The following is a 15,199-nucleotide window of genomic DNA, read 5'->3' as shown; positions in this document are numbered from 1 at the left end:
CTCGGTTTTTTTTATCCCAATATTTGATTAGCGTGGGCCTTAGTTTTCACTTCCGAAATGATATTCGTAATGAGTCCATTTTCGTCAATAACAAAAGTAGTTCGGTGAATGCCGTCATATTCTTTTCCCATGAATTTTTTAGGTCCCCAAACACCAAATGCATGAATCACTGATTTATCCTCGTCAGCCAACAAGGGAAACGGGAATTCATATTTGTTTTTAAAATTAGATTGAGCTTTGGCATTATCAGCACTAACTCCCAACAAAGCATAGTTGTTCGCTTGAAAACGTTCATAATTATCTCTTAGGTCACACGCTTCTGCAGTACATCCCGGCGTATTTGCTTTTGGATAAAAAAAGATAACTAACTTTTTTCCGGCATAATCAGCCAGTTGATGAGTTTTGCCTTCTTGGTCCTTACCAATAAAAGATGGTGCTTTATCTCCTACATTTAAATGGGTCATAACTATTTTGATTTTAATTTGGTGAATTATTGTATTTTTACTTTTATAAAATTACAAAAATGACCAAGAAAGAGCGTGCAACATTTGTTATAAATACGTTAAATGACTTATATCCTGAAATTCCTATTCCATTAGACCACAAAGATCCGTATACCTTATTAATTGCCGTTTTACTTTCAGCACAGTGCACGGATGTGAGAGTAAATCAAATCACTCCTATTCTATTTGAAAAAGCTGATAATCCGTATGACATGATAAAAATGTCTGTAGAAGAAATTAAAGAAATTATAAAACCATGCGGACTATCTCCCATGAAATCAAAAGGGATTTATGGCTTATCTCACATTTTAATTGATAAATATGAAGGTAAAGTACCCCAAAGTTTTGAAGCACTTGAATCGCTGCCTGCCGTTGGTCACAAAACAGCTAGCGTGGTGATGAGTCAAGCCTTTGGTGTTCCTGCTTTTCCGGTAGATACGCACATTCACCGATTGATGTACCGCTGGAATTTATCAAATGGAAAAAATGTAGTACAAACCGAAAAAGATGCCAAAGCTATTTTTCCAAGAGAATTATGGAATGATTTACACCTCCAAATTATTTGGTATGGAAGAGAATATTCACCGGCACGAGGTTGGGATATTGAAAGAGACATTATTACCAAAGCAATTGGTAGAAAAGAAATTTTGAAAGAATTTGAAAAAAAAACATCCCGATAAGTTAATCGGGATGTTTCCTTAATTAGCGATAGTTTCGAAAGTCATGTTTCCTACTTTAATCATACGCAACGCTTTTGAATAGTTGAGTAAAAAACTTATAGTTTCTTTTTTAGGTAACATCTTTGGAGCCGCTAATTGTTTCTTAGTGTAAAGTTTCCCCATATAAATTATAACTGTTAATTAATTTTATAACGGAGAACTTTTATCTTTAGTATTTTAATTGGTTAAAATAATATTATTTTTATCAATAACTTTTCGCAAATTCATCAAAGCATATCGCATTCTTCCTAAAGCCGTATTAATACTGACACCGGTTAAATCTGCAATTTCTTTAAAGCTTAAATCTTGATACATTCTCATAACCAATACTTGCTTTTGATCATCGGGTAATTCTTCAATTAATCGCTTCAAATCATTTTCAACTTGTTCCGTTATCAATTGATTTTCGATGGTTTGTGAATTATCAGTCATAATAGAAAAAATTGAAAATTCCTCAGTTTCTCTAAACATGGGCATTTTTTTGTTTCTTCTGTAATGATCTACCACTAAATTATGAGCAATACGCATCACCCAGGGTAGAAACTTACCTTCTTCATTATACGAGTTTGATTTTAAAGTTTTAATAACTTTAATAAAAGTATCTTGAAAAATATCATCGGATACATCTCTGTCAGATATCTTTGAATAGATAAAACCGTAAATTTTTGATTGATGTCTTTCTATTAGTAAAGAAAGGGATGCTTCATCTCCTGAAACATAGTTCTTCACTAAAATCGCGTCTGGGGTGGTAACAATAGCCATAATTCTACTCTTTTTAATTTTGTTAGGGACCAATATTTTCTAAAAAGTAGTTCTTTGCTATAGGCAATTATTGTTTAATATTTAATGACACTTCAAATGTAACATAAAAAATATGGAAATGTCAAACAAAATTTCAATTTTTAACACATTACTACACAATATTTGCGGAAAACCGTAATAAAAAATAAATTTAGCCTCCTTTTTAGGCATAAAAAACAAGTTCAAGCTTGTTCAAAATATTGCTTCACAATTTATATCTTTGCATTTCTTTGCCTATTGCTATGACAACAAAAGAATTTCTTGCACTCGAACCAAAAAAATACATCCTAATTAAAGGAGCAGGATTGCATAATCTGAAAAATTTAGACATTGCGATTCCCCGAAATCAGTTTGTGGTTATCACCGGTTTATCGGGTTCCGGAAAATCAAGTTTAGCATTTGACACATTATATGCTGAAGGACAACGCCGCTATGTCGAAAGCCTTTCCTCCTATGCACGTCAGTTTTTAGGAAGATTAGACAAACCTAAAGTAGACTACATCAAAGGAATTGCTCCTGCTGTAGCTATTGAACAAAAAGTAAATACCACAAATGCTCGTTCAACTGTTGGAACTTCCACCGAGATTTATGATTATCTAAAATTGCTTTTTGCCCGAATCGGAAAAACCTATTCGCCGGTTTCAGGCAATGAAGTAAAAAAACATACTGTTTCAGATGTCATCAATACCATTAAGACTTTTGAATCGGAAAGTAGGTGGTTGCTTTTGGCTCCTATTCATTTGGAATCAGGAAGACAACTTGAAGACAAATTAAAAGTGTTATTGCAACAGGGTTTTGCACGAATTCTGATGGATGATACTGTAGTTCGATTGGATGAAATTGAACAACATTCTTTAGACAATAAATCCATTTTTCTCATTATTGACCGATTGGTAATTAAAGACGATGAAGCTTTTTTTAATCGTTTGGCTGATGCTGTTCAAACCGCTTTTTATGAAGGTAAAGGCGTTTGTTACCTGCAACAGCATGAGGCGAAAACTCGTTTTGAATTCAGTACTAATTTTGAATTGGATGGCATGACTTTTTTAGAACCTAACATTCATTTGTTTAGTTTTAATAATCCCTATGGAGCTTGTCCCACTTGCGAAGGTTATGGCAATATAATTGGTATTGATGAAGAATTGGTGATTCCGAATACCGCTTTATCCATTTTTGAAAATGCAGTTTATCCTTGGCGAGGTGATAGTATGGGTTGGTATCGGGATATGTTGGTAAATTCAGCTTACAAATTTGATTTTCCTATTCACAAGCCTTATTTTGAATTAACGGAAGAACAAAAAAATCTTGTTTGGAATGGCAATTCCTATTTTACAGGACTGCATGAGTTTTTTCGTGAACTGGAAGAAAAAAATTATAAGATTCAAAATCGTGTAATGCTTTCTCGATATCGAGGAAAGACTAAATGCAAAACTTGCAAAGGAAAGCGATTACGAGTGGAAACCAATGCTATTAAAGTAGGCGGTAAAACCATCTCAGAATTGGTTGATTTACCCATCAAAAATTTAATTCACTTTTTTTCCGAATTAGAGATTTCTGAACATGATCAAAAGGTAGCCAAACGTTTGTTGATTGAAATCAATAATCGCTTACAGTTTCTGGCAGATGTTGGATTAAGTTATTTAACTTTAAATAGAAATTCCAATTCACTTTCAGGAGGCGAATCACAACGAATAAATTTAGCTACTTCATTGGGAAGCAGTTTAGTGGGTTCCATGTATATTTTGGACGAACCAAGTATTGGATTGCATCCAAAAGATACGGAACGCCTCATTGCGGTATTAAAAAATTTACGAAATTTAGGAAATACAGTGATTGTTGTCGAACACGATGAAGATATCATGAAAGCCGCCGATAGAATTTTTGACATAGGTCCCGAAGCCGGAAGTAATGGCGGAAACCTGGTGGCAGAAGGCACCTTTGCTGAGATACTGCAATCAGATGCTTTGACAGGAAAATACCTTAGTGGCGAATTGGCAATTGCGGTTCCCAAAAAACGTAGACCTTTTAAAAATTACATTGAAATTATCGGAGCTCGTGAAAATAATTTAAAAAACATTGATGTCACTTTCCCTTTAGATTGTTTGACGGTAATTACAGGCGTTTCAGGTAGTGGAAAAAGTACTTTAGTAAAAAAAATTGTGTATCCGGCATTACAAAAAAAGCTGGAAGGTGTTTCCGATAAAGCTGGTCAGTTTACTGAAATTCGAGGCAATTATTCTCATATCAAACACATTGAGTTTGTAGATCAAAACCCAATTGGTAGAAGTTCGCGTTCAAATCCGGTGACTTATATCAAGGCGTATGACGACATTCGAGATTTATTTACCAAACAAAAGTTATCCAAAATAAGAGGGTATTTGCCCAAACATTTTTCGTTCAATGTTGATGGTGGTCGTTGTGAAACCTGCAAAGGCGATGGTGAAGTGACCATTGAAATGCAATTTATGGCCGATGTTCATTTGGAATGTGACACTTGTGGCGGAAAACGTTTCAAAAAGGAGATTCTGGAAGTTACTTTTGAAAATAAAAACATAGATGACATTTTAAAAATGACCATTGATGACGCTTTGGACTTTTTTAAATCGCACCAGCAAACAAAAATTACGCAAAAACTACAACCACTTCAAGATGTTGGTTTAGGCTATGTACAATTGGGACAATCTTCTTCTACCCTTTCCGGTGGAGAAGCACAACGAATCAAATTGGCTACCTTTTTAGTTAAAGGGACAACCAAAGACAAAGCCTTGTTTATATTTGACGAACCCACAACCGGATTGCATTTTCATGATATCAAAAAACTGTTGGCTTCCTTTGATGCTTTGCTTGACAAAGGCCATTCGATTATTGTTATTGAGCACAATTTGGATTTAATAAAATGTGCCGATTACATCATTGATATAGGTCCTGAAGGCGGTGAAAATGGCGGACAATTAATTGCTTTCGGCACTCCGGAAACCATCGTTAAAAATTCAAAATCACTTACCGGATTTTATTTAAAAGAAAAATTGTAATCGCTTCCGAAACTTAATTTTTCTTCTTAAAATGAAAACTTCAAAATAGTGAAGTCGCTTTTTATTGTTCAAAATTAAAGATAAGCCACTTATTTTCAACTAGTTAATTATCATTAACAACTCATTCACAATCAATTATTTTGTTTTGGCACAGCAATTGAAAATAGCTAATCAAGAAACTGAATTTCATTCAAGTCTTAGTGAAAGCTGAAAAACTCAAGAGTAAGCAAAAATGATTAAATTGAATGTGTCATGAAAAAAATTACCTTTTTAGTAGCCATGAACTTGCTGGTTGTAAGTTTGGCTGTAGCAGCAGAAAAAGTTACTTTTTCTGAATTTGACAGAACTCGTGGTGGAGCTGTTCATTATATGGACGCAGAACCAATTGTATTTGTAGAACGAGGTATTGAATTTTTTGTATTCTTAAATGGTGATTTTGATTTCAATACACGTCCTGATGATAGTCAAGGTGGATTTTATTACCGAAGAGGAGCAACAACCCGAGGTAATGCTCCAATAGCAATGAACTATGGTGTGCGAATTGAACATGATAGTTTTGGAAGAGTGAGACGCGTTGGAAATACATTTATCAACTACGACCGTTTTAATAGAGTAAACCGAATTGGAACTGTTTATATGCGATACAATAATTTTGGATTAACACAAATTGGTGGCATGCAAATTGCATATAATAACAGAGGAATGGTAACCAGAATGGTGGGTCATGTGAACTTTACAAGAGGAAACACGGCTTATGCAACAACTACCTATTACGGTCCTTCTCAAGGAGCACACAATGGTTATACATACAATGACAATAGTTACTATTATTATAGAACAGATGGAACTAAAGTGCTAGCAGACAATAAAAAATAAATAATTTAAATTGAGTTAGTTAGTTAAAAGTTGGTTAAGTTTGGTTGAAGAAAGTCCTGCGAAATCCCCAAGTAGCAGGGCTTTCTCTTTTTATAATTGTAACTGATTTTTAGAAAAGGATTAGGTATTTTTAAAAGGAATTATGGTTGTTAAACTCTTTTTAATCACGCCATTTATATCATTTGAAATAGCCAACTTATAAATCAAACTCCAATAAAAAACAGCTAGTAGTATTGATTTAAGAAGAATATTCAAAATAGGGTGAAAAGAAAAATTCCAAAAATAAAAAACAACAAAAGTCAAGGCAATAATTCCTAACGAAACGAGGGTCTTTTTTGTAAAAGGAAACAAATTCATTTTCAAAACCACAAACAAAAATTTTGCTAGACTATATAAACCAATTGATATCAAAGTGGCGATGGCTGCTCCTTCAATTCCGAAATTTGGAATAAAATAGATGTTCAAACTAATGGTTAAACCTACCAAACACAAACCTAAAAACAATACGGTTCGATAATATTTTGAATTAAAAATGATGGAATTATTATTTCCCAACATCAAATCAAAGAATTTGGAAAAGGAAATCAAAAATACTACCGCTACTCCACCACTATATTTTTCGGGCAGTAAAGCATAAACTTGATGAATGTTGGTTAGAATTCCTAACATGATAAAACCGCCAATTACTTGTAATGTGATAGCCGTTTTTTTATACAAATCATTCAACTCTTCGTGTTTGTTTCGCACCATTAAATCGGTGGTAATCGGATGCGTGATTTGATGCATCGCCCGCATAGGTACAGAAATCGTTAAGGCAATAAATATAGCAACCGAATAATAAGCTGCTTCATCAATTGGGATATATTGGCTTATCATAAACTTATCAATATCCAAAAGCAAAACCGCAATACTTGACGAAAAAATGATATAAGAGGAATAGACCAAAACAGCTCGCTTCTCTTTAGGGAATTTCAAATGAAATTGTGGTTTTCTAACTTTAAATGCCACAATTGCCATCACAAGCATCATAGCAAAATAAATAAATACTAAACTGTATACAAATTGAATATTGGTAATCCAGTCAAAATAAACTGAAAAAAGAAAAATACTGATAAAAACACGAAGCAACACTTCTTTAACAAAATTGCCAAAAACCGACTTCAAATGAACTTTGACCCATGCATAGAAAATCTCAAAATACCCCATGAACAAACCAATGACGGGAATTATCCAAACGTAATCAAAAATAATTGGGTTGACTTGTGAAACTTGTGAAGCAATTTCAGAATAATACAATACCAAAATCAAAAAAATAGGGAGTACAATTACTAAAGGTAAAACCAAAACTAAGTTCAAGAATTTTGATTTTTCCGCATCAGTTTCATAGGCTGTATAGAATTTCACCAATGTGTTTTGAATACCAAAAGCCATCAGCGGCATCAAGATGTTAGCTGAAGAAAGTAACACCGTAGTCAAACCATAGTAATCTTCGCCCAAAAAATGGGTGTACATAAACAACGTATTAATCGCACCTATAGCAAAACCTATAAAGGTGATGATAGTGTTTTTGATAGATTGATTAACTACGATGCCCATTGCTAGTGAATAGTGGTTAGTGATTAGCCAGACAATTTTTGACCAACTTTTCAGTTAAATTTTTTCTGCTATACTGTTGTAAACCTACCGGATAAACTTTCAAATTATTCTCTTTATATAATTTATAATGAGCCAAAAGTGTTTCTTTCAACTTCCATTTTTCATCATAAAGAAAAAACTGACCGGTATTGGTGTCTTTTAGAATAGCTTCAAAGTCAGATTCTTTTGGTCCAATGGCGATTATGGGGCGTTCTGAAACCATATATTCAAACAATTTACCGGGAATAATGCATCGGGTTGCTTCGGAATCAATTTCAACCAATAATAAAACTTGTGATTTCCGTTGATGTAAAACCGCTTCATCATGTGAAAGGTAACCTAAATTATCTACAAACTTACTTAACTTAAATTCAGCTAAGGCATCCAATACATCTTGACTTACTTTACCGATTAGTTTCAAACGAAAATCAACAGCAAAACCGGGTTCTTCTTTAACCAATTCTTTCAAAGCCTTCCATAAAATTCTCGGATTTCTTTCGGATAAAAGCGAACCAATATGAGCGATGGTAAATTGTTCATCTAAAACACTTTTGGTCACTTTTTCTACATCATAGCCATTCGTAATTACTTCAATTGGCTTTGAAGTAAGCTTGGCAAATTCATTTTTAGTAGTTATACTGGTAACTATAATTTTATCAGCAGAAGTGACAACTTGTTGCTCTAAATCGAAGTGTTTTTGTTCTGATTTTTTATTTAAAAGTAACGCTTTGTGATAACCAATTGTGGTCCACGGATCCCGAAAATCAGCAATCCACTTTACATTAGATTGTACTTTCAAATGCATTCCAATCAAGTGCAAACTATGTGGAGGTCCGGTTGTAATTATTGTGTCTATTTGATGTGTTTCAATATACTCTTTCAAAAAACTAACGGAAGGCTTGACCCACAAAACCCGTGCATCGGGAATAAAAAAATTACCCCTCACCCAAAGCAACATTTTTTCAACAAAAGACTGTTTCTTTTTACTGGGAATAATACCGGAACTAATCTTTTTGGTGTTTTTCTCAGATAAAAAAGAAGCCCAACGATAGGGTTCTTTGATTTTTTGTTTGATGATGACTGCCTTTTCAGAAACTTCGCTAATCAACTTTTTATCTACAATCGGATAGGTTGGATTTTCAGGAATATAAACATGTGGCTCATATCCAAAATCAGGTAAGTATTTGACAAATTTTAACCAACGTTGCACTCCGGGACCACCTGCAGGAGGCCAGTAATAAGTGATGATGAGGACTTTCTTTTGGTCAGTTGTTTTCAAAATTAATAATCATAATTCATTACTCCTTACCCTTTTTTTTCAATTGAAAATAGGTGCCTCCTAATAAAAGCAACAACATTCCCAAAGAACTAAACAAAGCGATTATACTTCCTTTCTTCACCACATCCGGTTCAAATTTGAATTCAATCGTGTGTTTTCCGGCCGGAACTTGCAGAGCTCGCAACACATAATTCACACGAAACATTTCCGTTTCTTTACCATCAATAGTTACTTTCCATCCTTTCGGATAATAGATTTCTGAAAAAACCGCTAATCCATCGTTGGAATTCTGAGTTTCATATTTTAAGAAATTGGGTTGGTAGTCAACCAATTTAATAATGCTTAGACTGTCTGTCTTGAAATTTCTGTTAGCTACCTCTTTTGAAATAGCGGGAAAATCTTTGGTGCTTAAAACTGCTTTTATTTTTGTATTCAAACTATCCAAAGCTCTTATTTCTTCATCCGCTGAATTGGCTGAAACTACTTCGTCAACAAACCAGGCATTACCATTTGCAAAGGCATTGATACTGGCAAAAGTTTGTCTTTGTTCATCTGCTTGAATAATGTATTTTACATTGAGCATATTTAATACTCCGGCATTAACTTTCGAGATATGGAAATCATACAGTTGTTGCATACGTTGCGATTTAACAGCACTATAACCACCAATTGACTTGTGAAAGTAAGAAGTTCGAGCATTTTGCATCGTACCTCTTGGTTCAAAAACACGATAATGCAACGTTGAATCTTGCAGTATTTGCATATCAGCTTGTGTAGGTTGAAAGGGTTGTTCGACTTCACGTGAGTTCACAAAAGCTTCGCTGCTTACATAATTTTTATCAATTAAAACCAAGTCGAATACCATAACACATCCAACTAGAATTATGGCTAGAGTTTGCGAAATTTTTTCTTTAGTAAAAAGCCAAAGTACAGCAAAAACTAACGCAATCAATCCCATGGATCGCAATAAATCGGAAGTATACATTGCTTTTCTGTCTTCTGTTAAAGCTTCAATAAACGGTTGCCCCAATTCACCATAAGCTTGAAGATAATAAGCATCCCCTTCTGTTGAAAACGAAAAAGCACCTTTTATTAGCAATAAAAACGCAAGCAAACCTAAAGCTATTGCTGAAGATTTCCATAATGCTTTCCATTGAGCGTCTTTATCCAATTTAAAAAAGGAATGCAATCCCATTATTGCTAAAACCGGAACACACAATTCCAATAGCACCTGAATGGAAGAAACTGCTCTAAATTTATTATACAAAGGAAAATAGTCGATAAAGAAGTCCGTCAAAAGCGGGAAGTTTTTTCCCCAAGACAAAAACAAAGAGAAAATTGCTCCAACCAAAAAGGCATATTTAATTTTACGCTTTTCGGCAAATAAAGCCATCAGAAACAGAAAGAATACAATGGCACCAATATAAGCCGGTGCTGCCACAATGGGTTGATCGCCCCAATAGGTGGGGGCATTATTTGCAAAATCTGCCGCTTCATCAGGTGTGGCACCAACTCGTAGAATCAAATCATACAAATTACTCTTTTCACCTAATTGCTCCGAATTGCCACCACCAAATAAGCGAGGTGCAATTAAGTTTAAACTTTCAGCTATTCCATAACTGTACTCTGTAATATACTCATAACTCATACCTGAGTTTTTGGAAAGTGTTTCGCCGGTAGCCCCAAAAGTCAATTCATTTTTCCCTCGAGTACTAAATTCCGTATATTCCGCAGTTGCCAATAAATTAGTAGCATTGGCACCTAACGCTAAAAGTCCGGCAATCATAAAAACGCCAAAAGCAATGCCGATGTTTTTGAACTCTTTAGCTTTGACTAATTTATAAATATAATAAACAGAAATCACTAGCAATAACAACAACAAATAATAGGTCATTTGAAAGTGATTGGCTTGAATTTCAAGAGCTGCTGCAATCATGGTAAGTAAACCTCCCACAATAAAACGTTTTTGAAAAACCAATAAAACACCTGCAATTACCATCGGCATATAAGCAATCGCATGAGCTTTTGCATTATGACCAACACCTAAAATAATGATTAAATAAGTAGAAAATCCAAATGCCAAAGCTCCAAAAAAGGCCTTGAGCGGATCGATTTTTAAAACTATAAGTAAAATATAAAACCCGAGAAAATAAAGAAACAAATAATCGGCCGGTCGTGGTAAAAATCGTAAAAAACCATCTACCGATTTCACATAATTATGCGGATATTTTGCTCCCAATTGATAGGTAGGCATACCCCCAAAAGCAGAATTTGTCCAAAAAGGTTCTTCTCCGGTTTGAGCTCTGAAATCGTTTTGTTCTTTTGCCATGCCGGTATATTGAACAATATCGGATTGCGAAATTTGCTTCCCTTGCAAAACAGGATAAAAATAGAAAAGGGACACCGCAACAAATCCAACGAAAGCGATTAGGTGCGGTAAATATTTAGAGATATTTTTCATTTTAAAAAAATAGTAAGTTTATCGAATGTAATAATAGGAAAATTAAATTTCAAAAATTTAATTCTGCCAATTATTCTTTGATTTCTTCAAAATCTACATACTCGCCAATTTGCTTTTTTACTTTTGGAGTAGTTGAATTGGTTGCTTGTTGCGAAGAAGATTGTGTGGTATTCTGTTGAAAATTTTCGGCTTGTTGCTTAAAATTTCTTTCGGCTTTTTGAACCATTTTTCGCAAAAGATAAGGCATGAAAATACGAGCTAAAATCTTGAAGGCATAATAAATCCCTACAATAATTAAAATAGTTCTGATAAATCCCGGTACAGATGCTGTTTGCATTAAGATAATATTTTCGGTAAAAATAAGAATTCCAACACTCAAAATTAAATGAACTATCTTAAAATAATAATAAAAAACACTATTTTTGGTTCTTATTGAGCGTACCAATCCCAAATAGCTATGACTACTTCAAAAAAAATCGCCTTAGTTTTCACTTTCCTATCGTTGCAACTTACCTTCGGTCAACACACTGATGTGATAAATTCTAACCGCCCGGGAGAATCAATGACTGCTTATTCTGTGGGTAAAACTGTTTTTCAGTTGGAAAGTGGTATTTATTTTAATCGTGAAAACCACAAACTCTTGGGTTATGAAGCTAACGGAATGGGACTAAATCTTGATTTACGCTATGGCTTTTTCCTAGAACAATTGGAATTTGTATTGAATTCCCAAATACAATTTGATGAATATACCGCACCATTAATTCAAGACGATCGTTCCGGTTTTAGGAATCTGACTTTTGGAGCTAAATATTTATTTTATGACCCGTATAAAAATTATGAGGAAAAAGTAAATATTTATAGTTGGAAAGCCAATCAAAAATTCAATTGGAGACGTTTATTGCCGGCTGTTGCTGTTTATGCTGGTGCCAATTTTGTTGTGGGCGATGCTTTTTCATTTCCCGAAGAACCGGCTTTTAGTCCGAAAGTTATGGTGGTTACGCAACAACACTTAACCAATCACTTGGTATTTGTAACTAATATTTTTGCAGATAGAATTGGTACAGATTTTCAATCTTTTGGTTATGTGATAACTTTAACCAACGGATTTAATGAAAAATGGTCAGGGTTTTTAGAAAATAAAGGAATCCAAGGCGATTATTATTCGGATTCTATTTTAACCGTTGGAGCGGCTTATTTATTATTTGAAAATTTTCAGATTGATGCATCAGTGAGCAAAAACTTTAAAGATACTCCGGATATTTTATACGGAGGTATTGGTTGTTCTTGGCGTTTTGATAAAAAACACCGTCCTATCATGTTAGAGAAAGAAGATCCCGCTGATAAAAGAGCCGGCAAGAAAAAAGAAAAAGAAAAAGAGAAAAAACGCTTAGATGAAGTAGAGGATTAAATTATGATTACAATTATTGAAGCTACTACCAAAAAACAAATTACTGATTACGTAAAATTTCCATTTACCTTATACAAAAATAATCCGTATTGGGTGCCACCACTTATTGCCGACGAGTTAGAAACTTTTGACAAAACAAAAAATCCTGCTTTTGAGAATGCAGAAGCCTATTTTTATTTGGCTTACAAGGACAATAAAATTGTAGGTCGCATTGCAGCAATTATCAATTGGGATGAAGTCAATAACCAACAAAAAAAGAAAGTTCGCTTTGGATGGTGGGATGTCATTGATGACGTTGAAGTAACAAAAGCTTTATTGGAAAAAGTCTATGAATTAGGCAAAAAAAACAAACTAGAACATGTAGAAGGCCCGATTGGTTTCTCTAATTTAGATAAAGTAGGTGTTGTAACGGAAGGATTTGATTATAAAGGTTCTATGATAACGTGGTACAACTTTCCATATTACAAAGACCATTTGGAAAAATTAGGATTTACAAAAGAAAAAGAATATTTTGAAAGTACTTTTTCATTCTCCAACGTGGATGCTACTCCTTACATCAAAGCCAGTGAGTTGATTGGAAGACGGTATGGATTACGTGCCATAACTTTTACCAAAACAAAAGACATCATTCCTTATGTAGATGAAATGTTTGATTTGTTTAATGCGTCTTATGCCAAATTAGCCTCGTTTGTAGCGATTCCTGAAAAGCAAAAAGAATATTTTAAAAAGAAATACATCCCATTTGTAAATCCGGAATACATCATTTTTATTGTGGATGCAAATAATAAACTGATAGCTTTTAGTATCGTGATGCCCAATTTTGCCGATGCTCTTCAAAAAGCAAAAGGTTCCTTATTTCCATTCGGATTTTATCATTTATTGCAAGCAAAAAAGCACAGCAAAGAGGTATTATTTTATTTAATTGGAATTGATCCGGAATACCAAAACAAAGGAGTTACCGCAATTATTTTCAAACAATACTACAAAGTTTTCAAGGAAAAAGGGATTACAAAATGCATTCGAACTCCTGAACTCGAAGAAAACAATGCCATTCATAATCTATGGAAAAACTTTGATCCAAAAGTGGATCGAAAACGAAGAACTTATAGAAAAGAGTTATAAAATCAAAAAACCACTTCCGTTAAAGAAGTGGTTTTTTGAATCGGTACACTACATTACCTTTCACCTATTACCTACTAAGACACATCAACCGTAGTAGCGTCTGCAATCTTTTTATAGGTTCCGTTAACTAATTTCTCACGAATCGCTTCAAAAGCAGTCAATGTTCTGTTTATATCTTCCATCGTATGGGAAGAAGTAGGAATCATACGTAATAAAATAATACCCTTTGGTATCACAGGATAAATTACAATAGAAAGGAATATACCGTAATTCTCTCTTAAATCGTTTACCATGACCATCGCTTCCGGAACACTTCCTTCTAAATAAACCGGTGTTACACACGTATTTGTATCACCAATATTGAAGTTTCTGGCTCGTAATCCGGATTGTAATGCATTTACATTTTCCCACAATTTGTCTTTTAATTCCGGGTGATTGCGTAACAATTCCAAACGTTTTAAAGCTCCAACAGTCTGAATCATTGGTAAAGCTTTGGCAAACATTTGCGAACGTAAATTATATTTTAAATAGTCAATAATGTCTTTATCTGCTGCTATAAAGGCTCCGATACTTGCCATAGATTTTGCAAATGTGGAAAAATACACATCAATTCCGTCTTGACAACCTTGCTCCTCGCCTGCTCCTGCTCCAGTTTTCCCTAACGTTCCGAAACCATGTGCATCATCAACTAACAAACGGAAATTGTATTTTTCTTTCATGGCTACAATTTCTTTCAACTTGCCTTGCTGACCACGCATTCCGAAAACACCTTCTGTGATGAAAAGAATTCCTCCACCTGTTTCTTCGGCCATTTTAGTAGCACGTTGCAGGTTTTTCTCCATACTTTCCAAATCGTTATGACGATATGTGAAACGTTTTCCCATATGTAAACGTACACCATCTATAATACAAGCATGTGCATCAACATCATAAACAATAATATCATTTTTAGTAACCAATGCGTCAATGGTTGACATGATTCCTTGGTAACCAAAATTTAATAAATAAGCCGATTCTTTCATTACAAAAGCAGCTAACTCATTCTCTAATTGTTCATGTGCATCAGTATGCCCACTCATCATTCTTGCACCCATTGGATAGGCTGCTCCATATTGTGTAGCAGCATCAATATCTGCTTGACGAACCTCAGGATGATTGGCTAACCCTAAATAGTCGTTCAAACTCCAATTTAAAATAGCTTTTCCTTGAAATTGCATATGAGGCCCTAGCTCGCCTTCTAATTTTGGAAAAACAAAGTAACCTTCTGCTTGTGAAGCCCATTTTCCTAATGGTCCTTTATTGTTTTGAATTCTTTCGAATAAATCTTTTACCATGACTTTTTGTGCGTTAAAAAACGTGGCAA

General features: G+C 34.3%; 13 protein-coding genes. 5 read left to right on the top strand and 8 right to left on the bottom strand.

Annotated elements, in window-relative coordinates; genetic code table 11:
- Window positions 1–11: 11 nt before the first annotated feature.
- Window positions 12–464 carry a thioredoxin-dependent thiol peroxidase gene (bcp, locus tag IEV15_RS08745; RefSeq protein ID WP_188362147.1) on the bottom strand — a complete coding sequence of 151 codons (453 nt, stop codon included), beginning with the start codon at window positions 462–464 and terminating at the stop codon, window positions 12–14.
- Between the two features lie 59 nt (window positions 465–523).
- Here bcp and IEV15_RS08740 point away from each other — a divergent pair, with 59 nt between their 5' ends.
- The gene (locus IEV15_RS08740; protein WP_188362146.1) at window positions 524–1,183 is read left to right on the top strand and encodes an endonuclease III domain-containing protein; all 660 of its coding nucleotides are present in this window, start codon (window positions 524–526) and stop codon (window positions 1,181–1,183) included.
- A gap of 18 nt (window positions 1,184–1,201) precedes the next feature.
- On the opposite strand, the gene IEV15_RS08735 is transcribed toward IEV15_RS08740, so the two are convergent.
- Both IEV15_RS08735 and IEV15_RS08730 read right to left on the bottom strand, forming a co-directional pair.
- Window positions 1,202–1,345 (bottom strand): hypothetical protein, encoded by a 144-nt coding sequence (locus IEV15_RS08735; protein WP_188362145.1) that lies wholly within the window; start codon window positions 1,343–1,345, stop codon window positions 1,202–1,204.
- A 54-nt stretch (window positions 1,346–1,399) separates the two neighbouring features.
- Entirely contained in the window at window positions 1,400–1,984 is a 585-nt protein-coding gene (locus IEV15_RS08730; protein ID WP_188362144.1) for an RNA polymerase sigma factor, read from the bottom strand.
- 281 nt (window positions 1,985–2,265) lie between these two features.
- Here IEV15_RS08730 and uvrA point away from each other — a divergent pair, with 281 nt between their 5' ends.
- Both uvrA and IEV15_RS08720 read left to right on the top strand, forming a co-directional pair.
- The gene (gene uvrA, locus IEV15_RS08725) at window positions 2,266–5,055 is read left to right on the top strand and encodes an excinuclease ABC subunit UvrA (RefSeq protein WP_188362143.1); all 2,790 of its coding nucleotides are present in this window, start codon (window positions 2,266–2,268) and stop codon (window positions 5,053–5,055) included.
- A gap of 252 nt (window positions 5,056–5,307) precedes the next feature.
- Window positions 5,308–5,931 (top strand): hypothetical protein, encoded by a 624-nt coding sequence (locus IEV15_RS08720; RefSeq protein ID WP_188362142.1) that lies wholly within the window; start codon window positions 5,308–5,310, stop codon window positions 5,929–5,931.
- Between the two features lie 120 nt (window positions 5,932–6,051).
- On the opposite strand, the gene IEV15_RS08715 is transcribed toward IEV15_RS08720, so the two are convergent.
- The 4 genes from IEV15_RS08715 to IEV15_RS08700 form a co-directional block, all read right to left on the bottom strand.
- A complete protein-coding gene (locus tag IEV15_RS08715; protein ID WP_188362141.1) occupies window positions 6,052–7,527 on the bottom strand; it encodes an oligosaccharide flippase family protein in 1,476 nt (491 codons plus the stop codon).
- Between the two features lie 16 nt (window positions 7,528–7,543).
- Complete coding sequence (locus IEV15_RS08710) at window positions 7,544–8,845, bottom strand: glycosyltransferase family 4 protein (RefSeq protein ID WP_188362140.1); 1,302 nt, start codon at window positions 8,843–8,845, stop codon at window positions 7,544–7,546.
- A gap of 19 nt (window positions 8,846–8,864) precedes the next feature.
- Complete coding sequence (locus IEV15_RS08705; RefSeq protein WP_188362139.1) at window positions 8,865–11,306, bottom strand: YfhO family protein; 2,442 nt, start codon at window positions 11,304–11,306, stop codon at window positions 8,865–8,867.
- 70 nt (window positions 11,307–11,376) lie between these two features.
- Window positions 11,377–11,643 carry a DUF4834 family protein gene (locus tag IEV15_RS08700; protein ID WP_188362138.1) on the bottom strand — a complete coding sequence of 89 codons (267 nt, stop codon included), beginning with the start codon at window positions 11,641–11,643 and terminating at the stop codon, window positions 11,377–11,379.
- 120 nt (window positions 11,644–11,763) lie between these two features.
- Here IEV15_RS08700 and IEV15_RS08695 point away from each other — a divergent pair, with 120 nt between their 5' ends.
- Both IEV15_RS08695 and IEV15_RS08690 read left to right on the top strand, forming a co-directional pair.
- Window positions 11,764–12,714, top strand: a complete 951-nt coding sequence (locus IEV15_RS08695) for a transporter (RefSeq protein ID WP_188362137.1) — start codon at window positions 11,764–11,766, stop codon at window positions 12,712–12,714.
- A gap of 3 nt (window positions 12,715–12,717) precedes the next feature.
- Window positions 12,718–13,836, top strand: a complete 1,119-nt coding sequence (locus IEV15_RS08690) for a GNAT family N-acetyltransferase (protein ID WP_188362136.1) — start codon at window positions 12,718–12,720, stop codon at window positions 13,834–13,836.
- 74 nt (window positions 13,837–13,910) lie between these two features.
- On the opposite strand, the gene capB is transcribed toward IEV15_RS08690, so the two are convergent.
- A complete protein-coding gene (gene capB, locus IEV15_RS08685) occupies window positions 13,911–15,170 on the bottom strand; it encodes a cysteate-C-fatty acyltransferase (protein WP_188362331.1) in 1,260 nt (419 codons plus the stop codon).
- Window positions 15,171–15,199 lie beyond the last annotated feature (29 nt).

This window comes from Flavobacterium orientale (genome assembly GCF_014638005.1).
In the GTDB taxonomy this organism is placed as follows: domain Bacteria; phylum Bacteroidota; class Bacteroidia; order Flavobacteriales; family Flavobacteriaceae; genus Flavobacterium; species Flavobacterium orientale.
The sequence above is the reverse complement of the archived record's forward strand: the minus strand, read 5'-3'. Positions and strand labels throughout refer to the sequence as shown.

What these genes read in the sequence shown, in the direction of transcription:
- bcp (WP_188362147.1), bottom strand. Translation starts at nt 464, where the DNA reads ATGACCCATTTAAATGTAGGAGATAAAGCACCATCTTTTATTGGTAAG.
- IEV15_RS08740 (WP_188362146.1), top strand. Translation starts at nt 524, where the DNA reads ATGACCAAGAAAGAGCGTGCAACATTTGTTATAAATACGTTAAATGAC.
- IEV15_RS08735 (WP_188362145.1), bottom strand. Translation starts at nt 1,345, where the DNA reads ATGGGGAAACTTTACACTAAGAAACAATTAGCGGCTCCAAAGATGTTA.
- IEV15_RS08730 (WP_188362144.1), bottom strand. Translation starts at nt 1,984, where the DNA reads ATGGCTATTGTTACCACCCCAGACGCGATTTTAGTGAAGAACTATGTT.
- uvrA (WP_188362143.1), top strand. Translation starts at nt 2,266, where the DNA reads ATGACAACAAAAGAATTTCTTGCACTCGAACCAAAAAAATACATCCTA.
- IEV15_RS08720 (WP_188362142.1), top strand. Translation starts at nt 5,308, where the DNA reads ATGAAAAAAATTACCTTTTTAGTAGCCATGAACTTGCTGGTTGTAAGT.
- IEV15_RS08715 (WP_188362141.1), bottom strand. Translation starts at nt 7,527, where the DNA reads ATGGGCATCGTAGTTAATCAATCTATCAAAAACACTATCATCACCTTT.
- IEV15_RS08705 (WP_188362139.1), bottom strand. Translation starts at nt 11,306, where the DNA reads ATGAAAAATATCTCTAAATATTTACCGCACCTAATCGCTTTCGTTGGA.
- IEV15_RS08700 (WP_188362138.1), bottom strand. Translation starts at nt 11,643, where the DNA reads ATGCAAACAGCATCTGTACCGGGATTTATCAGAACTATTTTAATTATT.
- IEV15_RS08695 (WP_188362137.1), top strand. Translation starts at nt 11,764, where the DNA reads ATGACTACTTCAAAAAAAATCGCCTTAGTTTTCACTTTCCTATCGTTG.
- IEV15_RS08690 (WP_188362136.1), top strand. Translation starts at nt 12,718, where the DNA reads ATGATTACAATTATTGAAGCTACTACCAAAAAACAAATTACTGATTAC.
- capB (WP_188362331.1), bottom strand. Translation starts at nt 15,170, where the DNA reads ATGGTAAAAGATTTATTCGAAAGAATTCAAAACAATAAAGGACCATTA.